Source organism: Catenuloplanes indicus, from assembly GCF_030813715.1.
Taxonomy (GTDB): domain Bacteria; phylum Actinomycetota; class Actinomycetes; order Mycobacteriales; family Micromonosporaceae; genus Catenuloplanes; species Catenuloplanes indicus.
On record NZ_JAUSUZ010000001.1, the window covers coordinates 1,932,291 to 1,954,179 of the forward strand.

Here is a 21,889-nt window from a genome sequence, read left to right on the forward strand (position 1 = left end):
TACTCCGTTACGCCGGATGAAACCACCCGAACGGCATCACCCGCGGGCGGCCCGTACGCCGACCCGGTCCATCAGGGCGGCGACCGCGGCCGGCCGCAGCGCTCCGGGATCATCCACCGCCGCGGCCCGCGCGATGATAGCGGCGCTACACCGCACCGCCGTGGTCCGTCTGTCCGCATTGCCGGTTGATCGGTCCGTCACCGTTTCAGGGTGGTCAGTTCCACCCGGCCGACGAGTTCCTGGATCGTCTCGGCGCGTCCGGTGTCCAGCCCGTGGCGAGTGACGTTCAGCGCTCCGGCCGCGGCGCCGGTCCGGACTGCCTCGTGCAGGTCACCGCCTTTACAAGCACCGCCGCGATGCCGGCGGTCATGGAGTCACCGGCTCCGTGGTGGTCGACGACCTGCAGCTGCGGCACCCGCACCTTGAGCACCTCATCGTCGAGCAGGGCCGGGCCCGGCTGGTCGGCGTGGCCGATCATCACCGCCGCCGCGCCCTCCTCGCGTAGCCGGTAAGCGGCTGCCGTCAGCGCGTCGACGCTGTCGTCCTCGGCCCGGCCGGCATCGATCAGCTCCTCGTGGCTGACCTTGAGCACCGCGACACCACCGGCGAGGACCGCGGACAGCTGGTCACCGGCCAGGTCGTCCACCACCTTCACGCCGTTACCGGTCAGGTCGGCGGTGCCGCTGAACACCGCCACCGGCGCCCGCAGCCCTTCGGTCAACGCCATCGAGTACAACTCGTCGATGTCGTGGCGTGCCATCGGCGCGCCCGTCACCGCGGCGATCTCGCTACGGGAACCGTCGCGGCGGTCGTGCACGTACAGCCACTTCCCGACTGCCGGGTCACCATCCGCAGCGTCACCTGCTCGTCGGCGAGCAGCTTGCTCAGCAGGTCGCCGGTCTCGCCGCCCACCGCCACACACAACGTGGCCGACGCCCCGATCGAGGTGATCATCCGGGCCTGCCACACACCCTGCCCACCCGGATGGACGTGCAACTCGACCGCGTCGGCCTGCTGCTCGATCGTCACGGTCAGCCGGGGTGCCGGGCGAACACCATCACACGAGATTGTCCATGCCGTCACGTTCCCCCACCGGCGTCATCGCAACCCGGCGAATCGGGTTACTCGCCACGGTCGTCGGCCGGTGAGCGACGGGGTTGTCCGCGCACCGCGCGTACGGTGCGGCGCACGACGCCGTACCAGCCGGGGACCTCGGCCTGCTCGTCGAAGGCACGGGCGACCACCACGTCGGTCGAGGAGTGCAGCAGGATCGACAACACGATGGTCACCGCGACCAAGTGGAAGATCTCGTTCGCGGCGAGGATGCCGGATTCCAGTACGATCAGTCCGTACACCACGGAGGCGAAGCCTTTCGGGCCGAACCACATCGCTGCGGCCTGCTCCCGCATGCCCAGGCCGGATCGCAGGAACGACAGCCACAACGCGACCGGCCGGGCCACGAAGATCGCCAGGACGGCGAAGATCCAGCCGGTCCAGGAGATCTCGCCCAGGAACGCCGGAGAGATCAGCGCCCCGAACACCAGCAGCGCTGCCAGTTTGAACAGCTCGGCGATGTTCTCCCCGAAGTGCTCGAACGCAGCCCGTTGCCGCGGGCCGAAGGTGGCCACGGTGATGCCGGCGGAGAACGCGGCCAGGAACAGGTTCGCGTGCGTGGCCTGCCCGACGGCGAGGACCAGCAGGCCGATGGCCAGTCCGTTGAGCGGCTCGTAGGCCGGGGAGGCGGAGAAGAAGCGGCTGCGTTCCAGCAGGATCGCGCCGAGCGGGATCAGCACGCCGATGATCAAGCCCAGCGAGACTTCCAGAGCGAGCTCGCCCAGGTGCAGATCGGCGGAACCGGCCGCGATGGCCAGGAAGACGATAACGAACGGCAACGCCAGGCCGTCGTTGACGCCGGACTCGACGTTGAGTAGATGCCGCAGCCGGGCCGGCACCTTGTCGTTGCCGACCAGCGCGGACGCGAACACCGGGTCGGTCGGTGCCAGGATCGCCCCGATCAGCAGCGACTCGGCCCAGCTCAGCCCGGCCACGTAGTGCGCGAGCAATGCGGTGACCAGCAGGGTCAGTGGCAGGCCCCAGCCCAATGCCCGGCCGGGCAGCCGCCACGCCGAGCGCAGATCGGCCCAGCCGACCCGCATGCCGTCGGTGAACAGCACCGCGAACAGCGCCAACTCGGCCAGCGTGCCGACGATCGGCGAGTCGGCGTGCACGTCCAGCACGTCGGTCACGCCTGGTCCGAGCAGGAACCCGGCGGCCAGGAACAGCACGGCGGTGGACAGGATCGTGCGGCCGGCGAGCGCGGACACGAGGACCGCGAGTAGCAGAACGCAGGCGAAAGCGAGCAGCAGCACCGAGATCTCCGGTCGAATGGCAACGGTAAGCCTGACTGCCGATCAGACTTCCCGGCGCACCCCGCACGCACACCACCGGATCCCGCGCTTCGATGCTCGTCGCGTGACCGCGGACCGATCAGCGTGGGCATAGCAGGCCGATATGCGGGTACGCGCCGCCGGACACGACGTCGACTCTGTGGAGGTGGGACCCGTGCCGGACAGCCCGGTCAAGGACAAGAACTACAACCTCATCAACATCTTGCACCTGTCGCTGGAGAACGCCTGGCGCATGGAGCAGTTCATCGCCGACGCCGAACGCGAGGGTGACACCGAGCTGGCGGACTGGTTCTGCGCGATCCAGCAGAACAGCCAGAAAGCCGGCGAGCTCGGCAAGCAGCTGCTCGCCCAGCGGCTGCAGACTGAGAACGCCTGACCGCCCCGGCCTCTCGTGGCCCCACCCAGGGCCGGTGCGGCCACGCACCGCCGAACGAACAACGAAGAGACCACTTTCCATGGCGATCGAGAACCGCCCTGACGACCGCAACAACGAAGACGCCACGGGCAAAAGTGAACGGCCGGACGGACCGGTGAAACGCGCCGACGCGCGGATCGGCTCCGCCGGAGGCGGACCGTACCCGCTGGCCGACCCCGAACGCGACGAAGCCGAGGAGTCATGACCAGCCCGGCCGCCAACGCACGCCGGGATCCGCGCCGCAAGCCGGTCCAGGCCGTAGCCGCCCGGGTCGTCTGGTTGCTCTGTCTCGTCGGATCCGCGGTCGCGGCCACTCTCGCGGCGATGTCGCTCAGCTCCGGCCGCACTGACCGCGGTCACCTCCTGGTTTGGACAGCTGCCGCGGCTCTGGCCATCGGTGCCCTCATCTGGTGGCGATGGCGACGAGCAATCGATGACAAACCGCGCCGATGACATGTGGTTCGGCGTGGCACGGCCGGGTATCCGTTCGTCATGCCGCTCAATGCGCAACCACCGAACCGGCGGGGATCTGTCGGCCATCCCTATAGCGCGCTCAACCTGCGCTTGGCGCTGGCCCTGTTCGGCCTGATCACCTCGGCCGTCTTCGCCGCGCTGCTGTTGCGCTCCGACCTTGTGGCCTTCGGCTGGCTCTTCGTCGCCCTGGCGGTGATCGCCGCGGTCGATCTGGTCGTCATTCAGTTGCGACGCCGATCGCGCCGCCGGAGCGGCGACGACAGTGGTTCCGTCTTCGAATGACCGCCCGCCGCCACGAGAGCGGCGAGGCGAGACCGGGTGCGGTCCGGCCCCTGTCGTCGGGATCGCCAGTGAGCGGTTCGCGCCTCTGCTGATCGCCGGGATGGCGCCTCGTTCGTGACCTTGATCCCCGCCCAGGCCGCCCGATCAGACTCCAGAGGGGTACGTTTCCGGTTCGAGCGCGTCGCCGGTGCAGGTGCAGGGGGCCGGACAGCCTGCGTCCGGTCGAACCAGCAGAAGGCGTCGTAGCGCTCGCCCGAGCACGGTCGGCACATAGTTGCCGTACCTTTCCCGGTCGGGGTGATAGCCGGCACCGCAGGAGCTGCCCGGTGACACCGCCGAGGCTTGTGCACACCGTGATCGCGGCACCGAGCGCCGCCAGCGCACGCGCCTGCCACATCCCTGACCGGCCGCAGGCACATGCAGCTCCGGGAAGCGGGCCGGCTGCTCCACCGTGACGGCGAGCGAATCCAATGGTGCGAAAACGACGACCCTGCCCGGCAACCCGGCGACCTCCGGCAACCTGACCTCGGCTAGTTGCCGCGGGACTTGCCGGTGCTGCTCTTGTTGGCCTTTCGGATCGCGTCGACCAGCTCCGGCTTGGTCATCCGGGACCGGCCGCTGATGTCCAGCTTCTTCGCCACGTCCATCAGATGCTGCTTGCTGGCGTTCGCGTCGACTCCGCCGGACGTCTTGGCCTTGGTGTCCCGGCCACCGGCCGCCTTCTTGTCGCTGGGGCCCTTCTCGGCTTTGGGCTCCCAGTGGTCGCCGACCTTCTCGAACGAGTGCTTGAGCGCCGCGAACGCCGTGCGGTGCGCCCGCTCGCCCTCGCCGTACTCCTCGACCGCGGAGTCGTGCGCCTTGACGTAGGTGTCCTACGCCTTCTTCGGCGAGCGTCCGATCGTGCTTGGCATGTCCTTACGCGCCGGCATGGCGGCCTCCTTCACGACGATGACACCCCTTGCGTGCCCGACGGCGCGACGCTGAAACCGGCGCAATCCGGCGTACCGCCGATCGAGTAAAGCCCTCACATCCGGGTAGGCCGTCGACGACAGCCGACAGCCCTCGGGAGTGAGCCCATGAAAGCAGTCGTCTGGCACGGCATCGGCGCCATCCGCCTCGACGACGTGCCCGAACCCAAGATCCAGGCATCCACCGACGCCATCGTCAAGGTCACCACCAGTGCGATCTGCGGCACCGACCTGCACCTGGTCCGCGGCACCATGCCCGGCATGAAGGAGGGCACGATCATCGGCCACGAAGCCGTCGGCGAGGTCGTCGAGGTCGGCACCGGTGTCCGCAACCTCTCCCGCGGCGATCGGGTGGTGGTGCCGTCCACCATCTCGTGCGGCTTCTGCTCCTACTGCCGGGCCGGTTACCAGGCGCAGTGCGACAACGCCAATCCCGGCGGCAAGCTCGCCGGCACCGCGTTCTTCGGCGGCCCGGAGGCCGCGGGCGCCTTCGACGGGCTGCAAGCCGAGTACGCGCGAATCCCGTACGCGAACGCCACGCTCGTGCCGCTGCCCGCTGACGTCACCGACGCCCAGGCCATCATGCTGTCCGACATCTTCCCGACCGCCTGGTTCGGTGCGAAACTCGCCGAGATCCGCACCGGCGACACCGTCGCGGTCTTCGGCGCCGGACCGGTCGGCCAGCTCGCCATCCTGTCGGCCTACCTGCAGGGCGCCGGCCGGGTCATCGCCGTCGACCGGCACGCCGACCGGCTCGCCCTCGCCCGCGCCCAGCACGCCGAGATCGTCGACTTCGACAGCGAGAACCCGGTCGAGGCCATCCAGGAACTGACCGGCGGTATCGGCGTGGACCGCGTCGTCGACGCCGTCGGCATCGACGCGCAGCGGCCGGCGACCGGCGTCGACGAGCAGCAGGCGATGCAGTTCGACGCCGAGCAGGCCCAGATCGCACCGCAGACAGGCGTCGACGGCGACAACTGGGTGCCCGGCGACGCCCCGAGTCAGGCCGCGCAGTGGGCGGCGCAGGCGGTCGCCAAGGCCGGCACCATCGGCATCATCGGCGTCTACCCGCAGACGTTCGACAGCTACCCGATCGGTGTGGTGATGAACAAGAACGTCACCGTCAAGGCCGGCAACTGCAACCACCGTCACTACATCCCGCAGCTGGTCGAGCTGGTCACCAACGGCACCGTCGACCCGGCCCTGCTGCTCACCGGACACGAACCCATGACCGACGTGATCGCCGCCTACCGCGAGTTCGACCGGCGTGAACCCGGCTGGATCAAGGTCGCCCTCAACCCCACCACCTGAAAACGGAGAAACCGATGCCGAACGAACGAGACGGACCGCACGACGGCGGCAGCATCGTCGACATCCCACAGGCGAACTCCTTGACCGAACAGATCGAGAAAGACGACAAGGTCCGGCAACAGGAGAAACACGACGACCAGAAACACCCGACAAACCACTGATCAAGGAGATCGCGTGACGACCACAACCTTGCCGATGCTCGACAGCTACCCGCAGACCATCGACCTGGACCGGCAGAAACTCGCCGCGGCCATCGACACGCTCAACGCGTGCAGCCAGGCGTGCACCGCCTGCGGCGACGAATGCGAGTCGCACGCCGGCATGCACGAGCACTGCCGGATCTGCGCGGACGCGTGCCGTGCCTGTGAGCAGGCGTGCCGGGACCTGCTCGCGGAGATGAGCTGACCGCGATGGCCTTCAGCGACGAGCCGATCGGCACCCTCGAAACGGTCGCGACGTTCGACGGCCCGATGCCCACCGGCGTCACCGTCTCCCGCAGCGGCCGCGTCTTCGTCAACTTCCCGAAGTGGGGCGACGACGTACCCGCCACCGTCACCGAGTTGCGTGACGGCAAGCCGGTGCCGTTCCCGGACCAGCGGTGGAACACCCCCGACGGCGACGATGACGAGCGCGCCTTCGTCTCGGTGCAGAGCGTCGTCGTCGACCCCGCCGACAGACTCTGGGTTCTCGACACCGGCTCACCGATGTTCCAGCCCACCCGCACCGGCGGACCGAAGCTGGTCTGTGTCGACCTGGGCACCGACACCGTGGTCCGGACGATCGTGTTCCCACCGGACGTTGCGCTGCCCACCACGTACCTCAATGATGTTCGTTTCGATCTCCGCCGTGGTGGTGACGGCATGGCGTTCATCACCGACTCCTCCGACCAGGGCCCGAACGGGATCATCGTCGTCGACCTGGCCGCGGGCGAATCATGGCGGCGGCTGCACGAGCACCCGTCGACGAAGGCCGAACCCCTCACCACCTTCCGGCCGGTGGTCGAAGGTCGCTACCTCATGCAGCGGCCGGCCGGCGGCGACCCGCAGCCGGTCACGATGGGTGCCGACGGCATCGCCATCTCCCACGACGGGCAGCGCCTGTACTACTGCCCGCTCGCCTCCCGGCGGCTCTACAGCGTCTCCGTCGACGCCCTGTGCGATCGGTCGCTCGACGATGACGCGGTGGCCGCCACCGTGATCGACGAGGGCGACAAGGGCACCGGCTCCGACGGCCTGGAGACCGATGACGCCGGCAACCTCTACCTGACCGCCTACGAGCACAACGCCGTGCTGCGGCGCCGGCCCGACGGCAGCTACGAGACGATCGTCCACGACGCGCGACTGCTGTGGCCGGACACCATGTCGGTCGCCGCCGACGGCCACCTGTACGTCACGGCCAACCAACTGCACCGCCAGGCCACCTACCAGAACGGCAAGGATCTGCGGCATAAGCCGTACGCCCTGTTCCGGACCCGCATCGACGCCGGTCCGATCCAGCTGCACCCATAGGTCCGCGAGCGGCCCCCGGGTGATTCGGGGGCCGCTCGCTGCGGCGATACCGAAATCAGGCCAGCTCGGGCGGGAGCCGGTCCAGAGATCGGCAGCCGTGCGGATCCGGATGCCGGTCGCATGGGTGACGACGTTGTAGCGGGCCCGCTGGCACCGAAGCAGGCCGACCATCGCCTGTCGGCACCCTGTCGGTGCCGGCCCGGCCTCGCCAGGATGCGGACCGCAGTATCGGATGAGGCGGCAGACAACCGGGTCCATTTCCCTCGGCTCTATTCGGCGACGACCAGCGCCTGCGGGGCGGCGGCCTTCATCCGGGTACGCAGCCACTGCAACTGGATCGCGGTCTCGCCCTCGCACTGCTGGACGACCTGCTGCAGGCCGTGATCGCGAGCGCCGCGGGCGGCCTGCCCGACCACGGTCCAGCACACGTCGCACTCGGCGGCCATCAAATACAGGTCCTGAAGATCCCGCAGCAGGCCGATGCCACCGGTCCGGGTGCCGGAGAACAGCTCCGAGTGCAGCCGCTCGGGTTCGTCCGGCGCCTCCTCGGAATAGCGGCGGGCGAAGGGCTCCAGCAGACCGGCGTGCCTGTCGCACACCCCCGCCTGCTGGTGACAGAGGTGGAAGACGTCGGGCTCGTCGGCATGCGCCTCGCCGACCTGCCGGAAAGCGTCAGCGAGATTGCTCTGGGCACGATGCAGCAGGCCGAGATAGTGGGCGAGGTGCATCAGCGTCCTCCGTCCGCGTCGGCGAGCTTGACGATGCGTACCGCGGCGACCTTGAAGATCGGTTGTTTGGAGACCGGGTCCCAGGCCGTCACGGTGAGCTCGTTCGCGGCCCGCGGTAGCCGGTCGGGCCGGTCGATGTCGAAGTAGCCGTAGTGGAACGGCACGAAGATCACGCCGGCACGGATCCGGCCGATGCGGGCCGGCCCCTGGATGGCGCCGCGCGGTGCGGCGATGCCGACGAGATCGCCGTCGGTGATGCCGTGGCGAGCGGCGTCCTCGGTGCTGATCTGCACCCAGACGTCCGGTGCCGCGGCGTCCAGCTGTCGGGCACGGCCGGTCTTGGTACGCGTATGAAATTGGTACACGGTCCGCCCGGTGGTCAGCAGCAGCGGATACTCGTCGCTGGGCACCTCCGGCGACGGCTGGAAGTCGACCGCGTGCAGAAAAGCCCGCCCACCCGGTTCCTTAGCCCGGTACTGCTGCTCGCTGAACTCCGCGCCGGTGGACAGATCATGACCGTACGTCTCGCAGTAATCCGGATCGGTGTTGAAGACGCCGTCGGTGTAGAGGCGCTCGGTGCCCTCGGGATGCTCGTCGTCGCACGGCCACTGGATACCGCTGCCGCCACGCAGCCGCTCGTACGTGATGCGGGTGTAATCGCACGGCCGGCCTCGGGAGCACTCCTTCCACGCCTCGAAGACGTCCTCCGGCCCGGTCCAACGGATCAGCGGTTCGCCGTCGCGGTCCCGGAAATCCATCCGGCGCGCGTAGTCGAGGAAGATGTCCAGGTCGGCGCGCGCCTCGCCAGGCGGGTCGACGGCCTTCTCACTCAGGTGCACGGTGCGGTCCACGCTGGTGAACGTGCCGAGCTTCTCGCCCCAGGTGGCGGCCGGCAGGACCACGTCGGCCAGCTCGGCGGTCTCGGTGAGGAACAGATCCTGGACGACGACGAACAGCTTCGGCTTCGCCAGGATGCGGCGGATGCGTGCCAGGTCGGGCAGCGACACCGCCGGGTTGGTCGCCGAGATCCACAGCAGTTTGATCGAGCCCTGCTCGGCGTACCGGAAGATTTGCATCGCGTGCGTCGGCGGCGCCCAGTGCGGGATGGTGTCCGGTTCCACGTTCCACAGCTCGGCAAGCTCGCGGATGTGCTGCTCGTTGTCCCAGTTCCGCAACCCCGGCAGGTCACCGTCGGCGCCGGTCTCGCGAGTGTTCTGCGCGGTCGGCTGCCCGTTCATCTGGTAGATGCCGGCCCCCGGACGGCCGATCATGCCGCGCAACAGGTGCAGGTTGTTCACCGCACACGCTGCGGCGGTGGCCTGATTCGACTGGTAGAAGCCCTGCAGCACGGTCGACAGCAGCCGCTGGGACGTGCCGATCAGTTCGGCGGCGCGTTCCACGTCAGCGGCCCGGATGTCACAGATGCCGGCGACCCGCTCGGGCGGGTAGCCGTCGACGATTCGGCACAGCTCGTCGAAGCCGATCGTGTGCGCGGCCACGTACGCCTCGTCGTACCAGCCGCGCCGGATGATCTCGCGTAGCAGGCCGTTCATCAAGGCCACGTTCGTGCCGGCCCGCACCGCCAGGTGCACGTCAGCCTCCCGGGCCACCGGGGTGTCACGCGGGTCGACTGCCAGCATCGCCGGCGGGTTTGTGCCCCGGCGCCGGTCCAGCATGCGCATCCACAGCACGCTCTGCGTCTCGGCGACGTTGTGCCCCCACAGCGCGATCGCGTCGCAGTGATCCACATCGGTGTACGAGCCGGGCTGCCCGTCCGTGCCGAAACTGGCCTTCATCGCCGCCGCCGCGGTGGCCGTGCACAGCCGGGTGTTGCCGTCCATGTGCGGCGTGCCGATACCGGCCTTGCCGATCACCCCGAGCGCGTAGTACTCCTCCAGGAACAGCTGCCCGGAGGTGTAGAAACCGAAGTGCCCCCATCCGCCCGGGCCGTCCAGCAGCTCCCGGGACCGGGTGACGATCCGGTCCATCGCGGTGTCCCAGTCCGCTTCAACGAGGCGGCCGCCGTCGCGGACCAGCGGACGGGTCAGCCGGTCCGGGCTGTTGTTGGCCTGCCAGCCGTACATGTCCTTCACATCCAGCCGGCCGTGATTGACCCGGTCCACGGCACGTCCACGTACCCCCGCGATCCTGCCGTCCTTGACGGCGATGTCCATCGCGTCACCGTTGGAGTGCAGCACCGACGCGGACTGGTACCAGCCGTCGACCTCGTCCTCGGACAGGCCGTCGCCGAGGAACATGTCGACGCGCTCCGGCCACGCGGCGCCCGGCGCGTACGGTGTGCGCGGCCCCCACGGGTCGGCGATTCGATCAACCACGATGGGCCTCCTGACGCAACTGAGCCGGTGCCGACCAGACCGGCATGGGGCGACCGGTCGCCCGGTTGAACAGCCAGTCGACCACGGTGACCAGCAGCACGCCGGCCATCGCGATCACCAACTGGGTCGGAGTGTGCAACAGTCCGAGGCTGACAATCAGCGTTGTCGCGCCGGCCGGTGGATGTGAGGCACGCAGGAACAGCAGCACCGTCGCCGTGATGGCCAGCGAACCGGCTGCGGCCACGATCCGGGCCACACCCACCCCCTCCTGCAGGACCGACCGGTTGTCCGCCAGGCCGCACAGCAACAGGAAGCCGTAACCGGTCAGCAGCGCGACCGCATGCCCGATCACCGTGTTGCGGGGCGAGGACTCCGGGGCGTCCGGCTTCTCCACGTGCAGCATCACCGCCGGCCCCAAGCTGGGGAACAACCACGGCTGATGCGTCAGCGCCGCCACCGCGCCAGCGATCACCATCGCCAAGCCGCCACCGGCGAAGGTGTACAGCCACCGTCGCACCACAGGCTCCCCACCATTCCTATTGCCGCGGTCCGGGCCTCGCCGGATTGCGATTGGACTGACGGTCTACCCGATCGGATGCCCATTACGCATCACATGGATGCCGCGGTGTCCTTTCCGCAGCTATTTCGCGGCGATGGTGGGTAAGCAGCAAATCGGCGTCTTCGGCGCTGACGTGGCAACACATGCGGATCAGGCCTGCATTTCGACCGGTCAAGGTGTCGGCACAGCGGGCGACGACGGGCATGGCGAAGGTGCGACAGCCGGCGCCGCACGGTGTCACTGCCGTGAGCGGAGGTGTGAGTGGATCGGCTGCATCTGTTCTACGCGACGGTCGGGACGTGCGCTGCCGTTCTGGCGTTGGTCAGCAGGCAGTTGCGCAGGCTACCCGTGCGTGAGCCGCTGGTCGCCTTACTCGCCGGTGTTGTCCTGGGACCGCAACTGACCGGTCTGGTCGAGATCGACGATCCGGTCCGTGATGTGCTGTTGCTGGAAGGCGCGCGGTTGTTGCTGGCGGCCTCGGTGATGGCCGCCGCGCTGCGTTTCCCGGTCACGTCGTGGCGCCCGCTCACCGGCCGTCTGGTGGTGCTGCTGCTGGTCGTCATGCCGGTGGCCGCCGCAGTCGCCGGCGCCGCGGCCCTGCTGCTGGGCGTGCCGGTCGCTCTGGCCGTGCTCATCGGGGCGTGCCTGTCACCCACCGACCCGGTCCTCGCCGCGTCCGTGGTCACCGGGGAGCCAGCCGAGCGGGACCTGCCTGGCCGGCTGCGCCGGCTGCTGACGGTGGAGAGCGGCGCCAACGACGGTCTGGCTCTGCCGTTGGTGGCGCTGGCGCTGGCCGCCGCGCTGCCGGACGAAGGGGTGGCGGGTGTGGCCGGGACTCTGGTGTGGCAGGTCCTGGCTGGCACGGTCATCGGGGTGGTCGCCGGCGCGGCGGCCGGGTGTGCGATCCGCGCGGCGACCGGGCAGCACAGCTTGAGCCGTGGGCCAGAACTGGTGTTCACGCTGCTGCTGGCCGTTGCCGTACTGGGGGTGGCGCGGCTGGCCGGCACCGACGGGGTACTGGCGGTCTTCGTCACCGGTGCCGCCTACAACCGCGTCGTCGGCGACAACGTGCGCGGTCCGCAGGACAGCATCGACGAGGCGGTCAACCGGTATGCGGTGCTGCCGCTGTTCGTCCTGCTCGGCATCGTGCTGCCCTGGCACGATTGGATCGCGTTCGGTCCCGCGGCGGTGGCGTTCGCCGCAGCCGTCCTGCTGGTGCGCCGCCTGCCGGTGGTGCTCGCGCTGGCACGCCCGCTGCGGCTGCCGCTGCGCGAGGCGGTGTTCGCGGGATGGTTCGGCCCAATCGGGATCAGCGCTCTCTTCTATCTGACACACAGCATCGACAAGGGCGTGCAGGACCCGCGGGTGTTCGCAGCCGGCACCCTCGCCATCGCCGTCAGTGTGATCGCTTTCGGTGTCAGCGGCACACCGCTGCGCAAGGCGTACGCCGATTCCGGTAGCCGTGACTCCGAGTGACGTCGGCACAGCCAGCACACCGACAACTGTCACATCTTCAGTCCCCGGCGCCGGTAGACGCGGATCGGCATCAGCACGGCGGTGGCCGTGATGAGCACGATGCCGGCGTCGTGCAGCCATCGCAGGCCCGCGCGGGTGGCCAGGTCGAGGTCGCCGGTGACCAGGCCGACGCCGACCAGCGCCGCGGTGGGCACCAGGGCGAGCGCGATCATGACTCCGGCGGTGAGCACGGCTCGGTTGGCGGCGATCAGCAGCGCACCGGCGACCCCCGCTACGACGGTGACCAGGGTGGCGGTCCATGACAGGTCGTCCCAGTAGTCGACGAGGATTCCGCTGGGCAGGTAACCGCCGGAACCGCCGAGCGGGTCCGTGCCGAGAGTTTGCAGCAGCAGGGCGGTGAGCGCGGCGGCCGGAACCAGCACGGCGTAGCCCTTGATCACATCGAGCAGGCCGCGCCACCAGGCCCGGCTGCCGCCGACGAACCCTACAGCTTCAGCAGCAACGCCAGCACCAGCGCCCACAGCAGCGCGTAGCCGTACTGCGCGCCGACGCGCGGGGTGAACAACAGCTTGCCGGTCGCCAGTGCGGCCAGGGCCCACAACACGCCCGGTCCGATGTAGCGAAGCCGATCGCGTCCCGTCGGCGGGTCAGGAATCCCGACCGTCCCGGCCCGTCCGGTCGTCTCCGGCGCACTCATACGATCTACCTTCCCGGTACGCGGACGATGCCGTGCCGCCTACCCGCACGCGACGCCGGCAACCACGACGCATCTTGAAGAATCGGTGACAAACGGATCGTGGCCGGACGCCGGGGTGTGGGTGGTCGGCTACAGGCGCCGACGGGGCCGATTCCCTCAAGGAACGTGCTGGCACAAGAGTATTGTGGTTTATCGATCGGTTTTGGCGTTGACCCGCTGCGAGACCTCCTGCGCGGAGAGATGCTCATCCGGATCGTTATCGCCCCAGCTGCGCCGGGCCAGCGGCAGCACACCCCACAGCCCGAGGAACCAGAGCACCGCCACCGTGGTCAGCCCGAACGCCACCGGTCTCGGCAACAGGAAATCGGTGATCAACAGTACGGACGTCGCCATCGCCACCAGCATGCAACCCAGGCCGACGATGGCCATGCGGTGCGCGAACCGCACCAGCTGCGGCTTGCGGCCCCGACGGAACAACATCCGATGGAACGCCACCGGTGAGATGATCGCCCCCGTGGCGAACGCGGCCGCCAGCAACGCCACCAGATACATGCCCCGCTGCACCAGGGTGGTCTGCTCGAACTGGGCGGTGACAGGCAGCATCAGCAGGAAGGCGAACAGGATCTGCACACCGGTCTGCGCCACCCGCAGCTCCTGCAACAGGTCGGCGAAGTTACGCTCCCACCGTTGCTTCTCCGTCTCGTGACCCATCACCACCCGCCCTCCTCGATCGTCGGTGACGGATGCCCGACGTGAGCGTGACCAAACGGCATCGCCTGCTGTCGCGAAAGGCACCGCCGCTCTCCCGGTCCACGGCGCCCGGCTCAGTGCGTCAACCGGCCGGTTTCTCGGCGTGGCCGCCGAACTGCTGCCGCATGGCCGACAGCGTCTGGCTGGCGAACCGGTCGAGGCCCCGCGAACTGAACCGGGAGGTCAGCGCCGTCAGAAGTACGGGTGCGGGCACGCCCTCCTCGATCGCGGCGATGGCGGTCCAGCGGCCCTCGCCGGAGTCCGACACCCGACCGGAGTAGTCCTTAAGGTCCGGGGACTCGAGCAGAGCGGCGGCGGTCAGGTCGAGCAGCCAGGACGAGACGACGCTGCCGCGGCGCCACACCTCGGCGACCGCGGCGATGTCGAGGTCGTAGCGGTAGAAGTCAGGGTGGGCCAGCGGCGCGGTCTCGGCGTCGGCCTCCCGGGTAGCGGCGCCGATACCGGCGTTACGCAGAATGTTGAACCCTTCGGCGTAGGCGGCCATGATGCCGTACTCGACGCCGTTGTGCACCATCTTGACGAAGTGCCCGGCGCCAGCTGGGCCGCAGTGCAGGTAGCCGCGTTCGGCCTCGACGGGCTCCGCATCGCGTCCGGCGGTGCGCGGGGCCGCGTCCACACCCGGGGCGATCGCGGCGAACAGCGGAGCCAGCCGTTGCACGGTGGGGGCGTCACCCCCGATCATCAGGCAGTAGCCGCGCTCGCGTCCCCAGACCCCGCCACTGGTACCGACATCCACGAAGTGGATGCCCTTCTCGGCCAGCGACGCGGCGCGGGTGATGTCGTCACGGTAGTAGGAGTTCCCCCCGTCGATGATGGTGTCGTCCGCGGCGAGGACATCGGACAGGCTGGTGACGACCGCGTCGGTCGGACCGCCGGCGGGCACCATCACCCAGACGGCTCGGGGCTGCTGCAGTTTGCCGGCCAGGTCGGCAAGGGAGTCGCTGCCGGTGGCACCTTCGGCGACGAGCGCCTGAACTTTGCCGGGATCGGTGTCGAAGACGACACAGTCGTGACCGGCCGTCGTCAGCCGGCGTACCAGGTTGGCGCCCATCCGCCCGAGCCCGATCATTCCGAGTTGCATGTGCTATCCCATCGACGGACATGAGGCGTGCGGTCGTGTGCCCCGGTTCCCGCAGCGCACGGCCTGAAACCCTCTTCCGGAATGTGCCGTCACATCCGGCGGCTCGCCCCGGACTTCGCCGCTGGTCGACGCGTACCGCCCAGCGGCGGCCACCGCCACTGACCGGTGACACCCGTATCGATCGATTGACCCGTCGAACGTCGGGTATCCGCGACCGAAGCCCGCGGATCACGGAAGTCGAAGCGCGTGCTTCGTGGGCCACAACGGAAATTTGCGACGGACGATTGAAGGTCGGAGCGGATGGACAAGCAGAACTCGGGCGCGGCTGGTCACGTCGGCGGACAGTCGCACGACAAGAAGATGTATCTGCGGTTCGGGGCAATGATCCTCACCGCCATGGTCGTCATGTACGCCGTGATGTTCGTCAGCAGCTGGCAATGGAGCCACATCCGGTTCAGCGAGAGCCGGGTGTTCATGGCGCTCACCATGGGCGGCACCATGGGCCTGATCATGCTCGGCTACATGCTCAACATGTACCGCAACACCAAGGCAAATCTGGGCGTCGTCGCGGCGAGCCTGCTCCTGCTGGCCACCGGCGTGTTCCTCGACCGCAGCCAGACCACCGTGCAGGACAGCGGGTGGATGAACTCGATGATCCCGCACCACTCGATGGCCATCACCCGCTCGGAGCACGCCGAGATCACCGACGTACGGGTCTGCGAGCTCGCGAAGCAGATCAGCAAGGCCCAACGCGAGGAAATCCTCGAGATGAAATGGCTCATCGAGGACATCGAACGCAACGGCGTGGCCGCCACCCCGCAGCAGGCGCAGGCCCGCCCGGTCCCCACTTTCGAGGAGTCCGCCGACCGCCAATGCGCCACCGAGTGAACATGAATCGGGCAGAACAGTCGATTGCGCCCCACCGGCCGAATCGCTGGGCGCCGACGTCTTCACGCCGTGCACGGAGGTCTTCCGGCCAGGTCGGATCATCATCCGCGCTGACCGCGTGCGCCGCGACCGGCGGCGCGTCCCGCACGCCCCAGTACATCCGCCGCGTGGACGGCCGCCGGCTCTGGCGCATCGATGACACGGTGAGCCCTCAGCCCGGCTGGGGCTTCGGTGGCGGCCCGTTCACCGCCGCCGCCGACCTGGACTCCGATCCCGGCCTGGCCGCCGCTCTGGTCCGCTGCCGCGGCTGACCGTCACCAGCTTCCGAACGGGTGCGCCGCGAAGCGCGGCACGAGCGCCGTGCCCCAGGCAGCCGGCCGGCGACGTACATCATGCCGCCGGTACGGGTGCCAGAGCTTGCACAGTGTCGTGACGAACCGGTGACATCGCGAATGCGGCCGGTGGGCGCGGGTATGCCGGACGCGGTCAGGGACGTCCGACCATCGCACCACTGGGAACCGCGCCGACAGAAGGGATCGCACGCCATGACGTACACGGGAATCCTGATCGCGGTGGCGATCGGCCTGCTCGCAGGGATCGCCGGCCCGGTGCTCTTCAAACAGCGCCCCCGCCTTCCAGGGGTCGTCGCCCTGATCGCCGCGGTCGCCGGGGCGATGCTGGGGACGGTCCTGGCCGACCTCAGCGGGCTGGGTGGCCCGGGCTACGGGTACCGGCATCTGATCCTTCAGACGCTGCTGGCGGTGACCGCCGTGACGCTGACCATCGCCGCCGGACGAGGCCGGACCCCCGACCGGTCCGACCCACGCTGACGATCCTGGAGGCAGACGATGACACGACGCCGAGCCGCCGCGGTCCTCGCGGCGATACTGACAGGCATGACGGCCGCCTGCGGCCAACCGCAGCAGGTGCTGCAGAGCGGCGCGCACGGCCGGGAGGCACAGACCGGCGACATCCTCATCCGGGGACTGCGGGTGCAGGGCCCGGAAGGGCCTCGGCTGGAGTCCGGCACGGACGCCCCGGTCTGGCTACGGCTGCTGAGCGAGCGCGGCACCGACACACTGCTGGCGGTCAGCAGCGGCACCGCCGCGCGCGTCGAAATCCGCTGGGACCGCGCATGCGACGGCACCGCGGAGGTGGTCGAGCACCTGCCGCTGACGGACGAGGGGTCTCGCTTCGCCGACGCCTACCATCTGCGCATAGTCGACCTGAACCGAGACGTGCCGGTCGGCATGTCGATCCCCTTGACGTTCGACTTCGCCACTGCGCCCACCATCACGATGGACGTCCCGGTCGTACCCACCACGGAGGTGTCGGTCTATCCCAGTGTCGCATGTGCGGCCGGCTGATGACGGCACCATCGGCGTCCGCCGCGCGGCCGGCCAGACCCGGCCGTGCGGCGCGGTGGGAACGCGGCCGGTGGGTCAGGACGGCCCGCGGCGCCAGCGACGCCGTTGGGCCGGCAGGAGCTGGGCCGGCAGCAACCACAGCACTCCCGCGACGATGACCAGGACGATGATCGGCCATCCGAACTCGACGGCGGCCACCAGCAGCACCGACCAGACCACGGCGGCCAGCAGCGCGGCGAACAACGGGGCCCAGGTGCGCAACGTCACCTGCGCACCGCCGTGCTCGTCGGCGCGGAGTTCAGCCACGATGTCGTCGAATCGACGGCGCTCCAGGGTGATGGCCGAAGACCGCTCGTCGGGCACCTGGACGCGGTTGCACACGTCCCGCACGCCCTCGCTCTCACGTGCGGTGTGGCCGGCGAGCTCGCGTGTCTCCGGATCCGCGCGTCCGGTGAGGATCACGACCCCGTCCTGCACTGATATCGCGATCCGCTCATGCCGGATCCGCTCATCGATGATCAGGTTCTGCGCCACCCGACAAGCCAGCTGCACATCGGGCCCGTCGGGGTCCATGAAGCGACGAGGTCGTTCGCCGTTGCCGTCCTCCGGCAGGGGCAGTGTCGGCATAGCGGTCGTCCCTCCGATCGGTGCCGCTGACGATGTCCGCGGTCATCGTCGTCCCGGTGTATGGCGTCGCCTGCGCGGCCGTTTGACGGTTCCGTGACGACTTCAGCAATGGTCGCCAGCACCACGGTGAACTCTGTCCACCTGGCGCCACGGCCGGCCTCTGCCCGCGAGGACCACACTGGCCACGTCGAATGTCGCGCCGCGTCTCCGTGGCTACCACGTCGATCGCGCTCGTCGATGGCGGTGCACCGGGCAACAAGTGTCAGTCATGCACCTCGATGTGCTCCGCCCGGAGTACCTTGGCCGTCTCGAAGGCGCGGTAGGCGTCCGGATCGCGCAGCCCGTAGCCGGGCGCGTGGGCGCCGTACGCGAAGCGACGGACTATCCCGTGCACGGTGACCAGTTGCGGCGCGGCGATCGGGGTCGCGGCGGGGTCGAGCACGAGCACCCCGGCGGCGGGCAGGTCGACGTCGCGGATGATGAAGGCGCGGGCGTCCAGCCGCTGGTCGACCGCGGCGGTGATGATGATGCGATCACCGGCCTCCACGGTGGCGGCGCCGGAGGGGTGCGGAACGGCGTCCGGGCGTGGAGGTCATGACCGTGGCGGGACACGTGGCGCACTGTTGCGGCGCGGTCGTGCCGGCCGGTGGCGTTGCTGGCTTCGGGGCCATGTCATCACCGATCCGTCATCGAGTGCCTGGAGCGATCTTCGACCTCCACCGTGCCTCGTGCCGATGGCGAGGTATCCGCAGCCTCGCGTCATTCCGGTGACGATCGGCAGGCAGGCCGCGTGAGCTGCGTCGTGCCGGCCGCGCCGGAGTGTGACGGTCCCGTGAAGCGTTCTACACGTTCGCGACAAAATACGCGGCGATCTCATCCCTCATAACGACATAAATGCTACTAAGTCCGGTCAGAGCAGCCGGCCAGGAGGCGAGCGGTGTGCTGTGATGGTCGCTGCTCCCGGCACCGGGACGTGCGGCCCGGGCCCGGCCGCCCGCCGATTCCGGCCGCTCTCTCGCGTCGCCTGAGGAGCAACCACCGGCCCGCACCGCCGCTTCCGGCGGCCGGCTGTGGACGCCTCGATCGCCTGTCGGCCGATCACACAGCGAAAGACGAGGACATGCTGAGAAGAATGCTCGCCGCCGTCGCGGCCGTACTGACCGGGGTCGCACTCGCCGCGTGCAGCGGTGAATCCGGGGACGATTTCGCCGCCGGCACCGACGACGGTGACCACCTGGCGCGTTTCGTACAGCAACCATGGGCGGACCTGGTGGTCGAGACCCGGATCGCGATGCAGCTGCTCGACCGGCTCGGCTACCGGACCAGCACTCAGGAGGTGTCCGTGCCCCTGGCCGCAGAAGCGCTGTCCACCGGCCAGGCCGACGCCTACCTCGGCAACTGGTGGCCCAGCCAGCAGGAGACGTTCCAGCCGGTGCTCGATGACGGGCGCGTCGAGGTCGCCGGCACCCTGCTGACCGGCACCGAGTACGCGCCCGCCGTGCCCGGGTACGTCGCCGAGGAACTGGGCATCCGGTCCCTGGCGGACCTGGACGCGCACGCCGGCGCGTTCGGCCGCGAGATCCTGGGGATCGAGCCGGGAGCGCCCGGCAACGCCACCATCCGGCAGGCCATCACGAACGACGCCTACGGGCTCGGCGACTGGAAGCTCACCGCGAGCAGCACCGAGGCGATGCTGGCCGAGGTCACCCGGCGCGCGGAGCAGAAGCGACCGGTGGCGTTCCTCGGCTGGAGCCCGCACTGGATGACCGTCGCCTGGGATCTGCACTTCCTGGAAGACCCGGAGAAGGTGTGGCCGGGCGCCGGCGAGATCCGGGTGCTGACCCGGGCCGGGCTGCGCGCCGAGGACGCCAACCTCACCAGATTCCTGTCCCAGATCACCGTCGACGCGCAGACCGCTTCACGCTGGATCGACCAGGTCGACAAGGACAAGCAGGACCCGGCCGATATCGCCGCGGCCTGGATATCCGCCAACCCGGACACGGTACGCACCTGGCTGGCCGGGGTCACCACCGCGGATGGGAAACGGGCCGCCGACGAGGTGATCGCCTGATGATCGAAGTATCGAACCTGACGAAGGTCTACGGGCTGCCGGCCGACGCGGCCACCGCGCTGCTGGCCCGGCCGGACGACGATCCCGGCACCCGCCGAGCGGCGGTCTCCGCTGCCGGCGGGTTCCTCGGCGCCGACGATGTCGGTTTCCGCGTCGCCGAGGGCGAGATCTTCGCCGTCATGGGGCTGTCCGGCTCCGGCAAGTCGACCGTGCTGCGGATGCTGAACCGGCTGGTGGAGCCGACCGCCGGCACGATCCGGGTCGCCGGTCACGACGTGCGCGCGCTGGACGACGCCGGGCTGCGCCGGCTGCGCAACCACTCGATCGGCATGGTGTTCCAGCACTTCGCCCTCTTCCACCACCGGTCCGTACGCGAGAACGCCGCCTACGGCCTGCGGGTGCGCGGCATGCCGAAGGCGGAACGGCTGGCCCGCGCGGATGAGGCGCTGGCCCGCGTGGGGCTGGCCGACCGGGGCGACGCCGCCCCGGCCCAGCTGTCCGGCGGCCAGCGCCAGCGGGTGGGGTTGGCCCGTGCCCTCGCCACCGAGCCCGACGTGCTGCTGATGGACGAGCCGTTCTCCGCGCTCGATCCGCTGATTCGGCGGGAGATGCAGGAGCTGCTGCTGTCACTGCAGGCCGAGCGCCGACGGACGATCGTGTTCGTCACGCACGACTTGGTCGAAGCGCTGCGGCTCGGCACCCGAATCATGATCATGCGCGACGGGCGGGTGATCCAGTCCGGCACCGGAGCGGAGATCCTCGGTGATCCGGCCGACGACTACGTCGCCGCGTTCGTGGCCGACCTGCGCGGGAACGAGGCCGCCGCATGATTCCCGACGTGCCGATCGGCGCCTGGGTGGAGACCGCGATCGAGTGGCTGCGGCTGCACCTGGGCGGCTTCTTCGACACCGTGGCCGAACTGCTCCGGCAACTGCTCAGCGTGGTCTACCACGTACTGGTGCTGCCGCATCCGCTGCTGCTGACCGCGGTGCTGGCCGGCATCGCCTGGCTGACCCTGCGCGGTTGGCGCGCGCCGACGGCGACGGTAGCCGGGCTGCTGCTGGTGCAGGCGATGGAGCTGTGGCGGGAGACATTGCAGAGCCTGTCGGTGGTGCTGGTCGCGTCCGTGGTCGCCGTGGCGGTGGGCGTCCCGATCGGCATCTGGGCCGCGCGCAGCGACCGGGTGCGCGCGGTCACCCGGCCGGTTCTGGACTTCATGCAGACCATGCCGGTCTTCGTCTACCTGCTCCCGGCCGTGTTCTTCTTCGGCATCGGCGTCGTGCCCGGCGTGGTCGCGACCACGATCTTCGCGGTACCGCCCGCGGTCCGGCTCACCGAACTCGGCATCCGGCAGGTCGACCGGGAGGTGGTGGAGGCCGCCGTCGCGTTCGGCGCCCGGCCCCGGCAGATCCTGCGCGACGTCCAGCTCCCCCTGGCCGTACCGTCGATCATGGCGGGGATCAACCAGGTCATCATGCTCGCGCTGTCCATGGTGGTCGTCGCCGGCCTGGTCGGTGGCGGAGGCCTCGGCGCCGTCGTGGTCCGCGCGATCACCCAGCTCGACATCGGACGCGGATTCGAGGGCGGGATCGCCGTCGTCGTTCTCGCGATCTACCTGGACCGGGTGACCGCCGGAGCCGGGCGCCGCCTGGCCTGACGCACCGGCGCGGCCGGACAGTGACCACGTACGTCGCCGCTGCCGCACGATCCGGCCGCGCCGGCGGACGGGTGCGCCGCACCGTCATGGATCCGGGCATGATCCGTCAACCATGCCGGGCACAGTCTTCTCCGGGCGGTTCGCTGCGGTTCTGCCCGGCCCGAGCGGCGTGGGCCCGCCGGGCATCCGTACGCCGGTCTCCTGGTTCAGGGGCCGGCGTACGGATGCCCGGCGACGCCGCCGGCCGGCCACAGGTTGCATCGAT

General features: G+C 69.6%; 26 protein-coding genes and 1 pseudogene. 15 read left to right on the plus strand and 12 right to left on the minus strand.

What is annotated here, in order from left to right:
* Positions 1–286: 286 nt before the first annotated feature.
* From J2S42_RS08845 to J2S42_RS08855, 3 genes are all read right to left on the minus strand, one after another.
* Complete coding sequence (locus tag J2S42_RS08845) at positions 287–760, minus strand: PfkB family carbohydrate kinase (RefSeq protein WP_307237335.1); 474 nt, start codon at positions 758–760, stop codon at positions 287–289.
* An 11-nt stretch (positions 761–771) separates the two neighbouring features.
* Complete coding sequence (locus J2S42_RS08850) at positions 772–1,029, minus strand: PfkB family carbohydrate kinase (RefSeq protein WP_307237338.1); 258 nt, start codon at positions 1,027–1,029, stop codon at positions 772–774.
* A 92-nt stretch (positions 1,030–1,121) separates the two neighbouring features.
* Positions 1,122–2,369 carry a cation:proton antiporter gene (locus J2S42_RS08855; RefSeq protein WP_307237341.1) on the minus strand — a complete coding sequence of 416 codons (1,248 nt, stop codon included), beginning with the start codon at positions 2,367–2,369 and terminating at the stop codon, positions 1,122–1,124.
* Positions 2,370–2,562: 193 nt separating this feature from the next.
* Here J2S42_RS08855 and J2S42_RS08860 point away from each other — a divergent pair, with 193 nt between their 5' ends.
* From J2S42_RS08860 to J2S42_RS08870, 3 genes are all read left to right on the plus strand, one after another.
* Positions 2,563–2,784, plus strand: coding sequence for a hypothetical protein (locus J2S42_RS08860; RefSeq protein WP_307237344.1), 222 nt, complete (start codon positions 2,563–2,565; stop codon positions 2,782–2,784).
* A 79-nt stretch (positions 2,785–2,863) separates the two neighbouring features.
* Positions 2,864–3,028, plus strand: a complete 165-nt coding sequence (locus tag J2S42_RS08865; RefSeq protein ID WP_307237347.1) for a hypothetical protein — start codon at positions 2,864–2,866, stop codon at positions 3,026–3,028.
* A 287-nt stretch (positions 3,029–3,315) separates the two neighbouring features.
* The gene (locus J2S42_RS08870) at positions 3,316–3,579 is read left to right on the plus strand and encodes a hypothetical protein (protein WP_307237350.1); all 264 of its coding nucleotides are present in this window, start codon (positions 3,316–3,318) and stop codon (positions 3,577–3,579) included.
* A gap of 530 nt (positions 3,580–4,109) precedes the next feature.
* On the opposite strand, the pseudogene J2S42_RS08875 reads toward J2S42_RS08870, so the two are convergent.
* Positions 4,110–4,508 (minus strand): annotated as a pseudogene (locus tag J2S42_RS08875) (ChaB family protein).
* A gap of 147 nt (positions 4,509–4,655) precedes the next feature.
* Between J2S42_RS08875 and J2S42_RS08880 the strand changes: the two are divergent.
* Genes J2S42_RS08880 through J2S42_RS08895 form a run of 4 tightly spaced genes read left to right on the plus strand, consistent with a single transcriptional unit; the run spans position 4,656 to position 7,366 of the window.
* The gene (locus J2S42_RS08880; RefSeq protein ID WP_307237353.1) at positions 4,656–5,858 is read left to right on the plus strand and encodes a zinc-dependent alcohol dehydrogenase; all 1,203 of its coding nucleotides are present in this window, start codon (positions 4,656–4,658) and stop codon (positions 5,856–5,858) included.
* A 14-nt stretch (positions 5,859–5,872) separates the two neighbouring features.
* Positions 5,873–6,019, plus strand: coding sequence for a hypothetical protein (locus J2S42_RS08885; protein WP_307237356.1), 147 nt, complete (start codon positions 5,873–5,875; stop codon positions 6,017–6,019).
* Between the two features lie 13 nt (positions 6,020–6,032).
* Entirely contained in the window at positions 6,033–6,263 is a 231-nt protein-coding gene (locus tag J2S42_RS08890) for a four-helix bundle copper-binding protein (RefSeq protein ID WP_307237359.1), read from the plus strand.
* A gap of 5 nt (positions 6,264–6,268) precedes the next feature.
* Complete coding sequence (locus tag J2S42_RS08895; RefSeq protein WP_307237362.1) at positions 6,269–7,366, plus strand: L-dopachrome tautomerase-related protein; 1,098 nt, start codon at positions 6,269–6,271, stop codon at positions 7,364–7,366.
* Positions 7,367–7,635: 269 nt separating this feature from the next.
* Here the strand turns inward: J2S42_RS08895 and J2S42_RS08900 are convergent, their stop codons facing one another.
* From J2S42_RS08900 to J2S42_RS08910, 3 genes are read right to left on the minus strand one after another with little or no spacing between them, the layout of a single operon-like run.
* Positions 7,636–8,094: a hypothetical protein gene (locus tag J2S42_RS08900; protein WP_307237365.1), complete on the minus strand. Its 459-nt coding sequence runs from the start codon at positions 8,092–8,094 to the stop codon at positions 7,636–7,638.
* The gene (locus J2S42_RS08905; RefSeq protein WP_307237368.1) at positions 8,094–10,430 is read right to left on the minus strand and encodes a molybdopterin oxidoreductase family protein; all 2,337 of its coding nucleotides are present in this window, start codon (positions 10,428–10,430) and stop codon (positions 8,094–8,096) included. Before J2S42_RS08905 ends, J2S42_RS08900 begins: the two co-directional genes overlap by 1 nt.
* Positions 10,423–10,947 carry an HPP family protein gene (locus tag J2S42_RS08910; protein WP_307237371.1) on the minus strand — a complete coding sequence of 175 codons (525 nt, stop codon included), beginning with the start codon at positions 10,945–10,947 and terminating at the stop codon, positions 10,423–10,425. The genes J2S42_RS08905 and J2S42_RS08910 overlap by 8 nt, the downstream gene beginning before the upstream one ends.
* A 303-nt stretch (positions 10,948–11,250) precedes the next feature.
* On the opposite strand from J2S42_RS08910, the gene J2S42_RS08915 reads away from it, so the two are divergent.
* Entirely contained in the window at positions 11,251–12,465 is a 1,215-nt protein-coding gene (locus tag J2S42_RS08915; protein WP_307237375.1) for a cation:proton antiporter domain-containing protein, read from the plus strand.
* Positions 12,466–12,494: 29 nt separating this feature from the next.
* Here J2S42_RS08915 and J2S42_RS08920 read toward each other — a convergent pair whose 3' ends face one another.
* The 3 genes from J2S42_RS08920 to gnd all read right to left on the minus strand — a co-directional run bounded on the left by J2S42_RS08920 (position 12,495) and on the right by gnd (position 15,014).
* Positions 12,495–12,986, minus strand: a complete 492-nt coding sequence (locus J2S42_RS08920; protein WP_307237378.1) for a DUF389 domain-containing protein — start codon at positions 12,984–12,986, stop codon at positions 12,495–12,497.
* Positions 12,987–13,351: 365 nt separating this feature from the next.
* Positions 13,352–13,873, minus strand: coding sequence for a DUF6328 family protein (locus J2S42_RS08925; protein ID WP_307237381.1), 522 nt, complete (start codon positions 13,871–13,873; stop codon positions 13,352–13,354).
* Between the two features lie 121 nt (positions 13,874–13,994).
* The gene (gene gnd, locus J2S42_RS08930) at positions 13,995–15,014 is read right to left on the minus strand and encodes a phosphogluconate dehydrogenase (NAD(+)-dependent, decarboxylating) (protein ID WP_307237384.1); all 1,020 of its coding nucleotides are present in this window, start codon (positions 15,012–15,014) and stop codon (positions 13,995–13,997) included.
* Positions 15,015–15,314: 300 nt separating this feature from the next.
* Here gnd and J2S42_RS08935 point away from each other — a divergent pair, with 300 nt between their 5' ends.
* From J2S42_RS08935 to J2S42_RS08950, 4 genes are all read left to right on the plus strand, one after another.
* Positions 15,315–15,902 carry a DUF305 domain-containing protein gene (locus tag J2S42_RS08935; protein WP_307237388.1) on the plus strand — a complete coding sequence of 196 codons (588 nt, stop codon included), beginning with the start codon at positions 15,315–15,317 and terminating at the stop codon, positions 15,900–15,902.
* A gap of 167 nt (positions 15,903–16,069) precedes the next feature.
* On the plus strand, positions 16,070–16,213 hold the full coding sequence (locus J2S42_RS08940) for a hypothetical protein (protein ID WP_307237391.1): 144 nt from the start codon (positions 16,070–16,072) through the stop codon (positions 16,211–16,213).
* A gap of 234 nt (positions 16,214–16,447) precedes the next feature.
* Positions 16,448–16,732: a hypothetical protein gene (locus J2S42_RS08945; protein ID WP_307237395.1), complete on the plus strand. Its 285-nt coding sequence runs from the start codon at positions 16,448–16,450 to the stop codon at positions 16,730–16,732.
* Between the two features lie 66 nt (positions 16,733–16,798).
* Entirely contained in the window at positions 16,799–17,269 is a 471-nt protein-coding gene (locus tag J2S42_RS08950) for a copper chaperone PCu(A)C domain-containing protein (protein ID WP_307237398.1), read from the plus strand.
* A gap of 75 nt (positions 17,270–17,344) precedes the next feature.
* On the opposite strand, the gene J2S42_RS08955 is transcribed toward J2S42_RS08950, so the two are convergent.
* Together J2S42_RS08955 and J2S42_RS08960 are read right to left on the minus strand one after the other, a co-directional pair.
* On the minus strand, positions 17,345–17,896 hold the full coding sequence (locus J2S42_RS08955) for a BON domain-containing protein (RefSeq protein WP_307237400.1): 552 nt from the start codon (positions 17,894–17,896) through the stop codon (positions 17,345–17,347).
* Positions 17,897–18,158: 262 nt separating this feature from the next.
* Positions 18,159–18,443 carry a hypothetical protein gene (locus J2S42_RS08960; RefSeq protein WP_307237403.1) on the minus strand — a complete coding sequence of 95 codons (285 nt, stop codon included), beginning with the start codon at positions 18,441–18,443 and terminating at the stop codon, positions 18,159–18,161.
* Between the two features lie 573 nt (positions 18,444–19,016).
* Between J2S42_RS08960 and J2S42_RS08965 the strand changes: the two genes are divergently transcribed.
* Genes J2S42_RS08965 through J2S42_RS08975 form a run of 3 tightly spaced genes read left to right on the plus strand, consistent with a single transcriptional unit; the run spans position 19,017 to position 21,624 of the window.
* Complete coding sequence (locus J2S42_RS08965) at positions 19,017–19,967, plus strand: ABC transporter substrate-binding protein (RefSeq protein WP_307237406.1); 951 nt, start codon at positions 19,017–19,019, stop codon at positions 19,965–19,967.
* Positions 19,967–20,797, plus strand: a complete 831-nt coding sequence (locus tag J2S42_RS08970) for an ATP-binding cassette domain-containing protein (RefSeq protein ID WP_307237409.1) — start codon at positions 19,967–19,969, stop codon at positions 20,795–20,797. The genes J2S42_RS08965 and J2S42_RS08970 overlap by 1 nt, the downstream gene beginning before the upstream one ends.
* The gene (locus tag J2S42_RS08975) at positions 20,794–21,624 is read left to right on the plus strand and encodes an ABC transporter permease (protein WP_307237412.1); all 831 of its coding nucleotides are present in this window, start codon (positions 20,794–20,796) and stop codon (positions 21,622–21,624) included. The genes J2S42_RS08970 and J2S42_RS08975 overlap by 4 nt, the downstream gene beginning before the upstream one ends.
* The last annotated feature ends 265 nt before the right edge of the window (positions 21,625–21,889 follow it).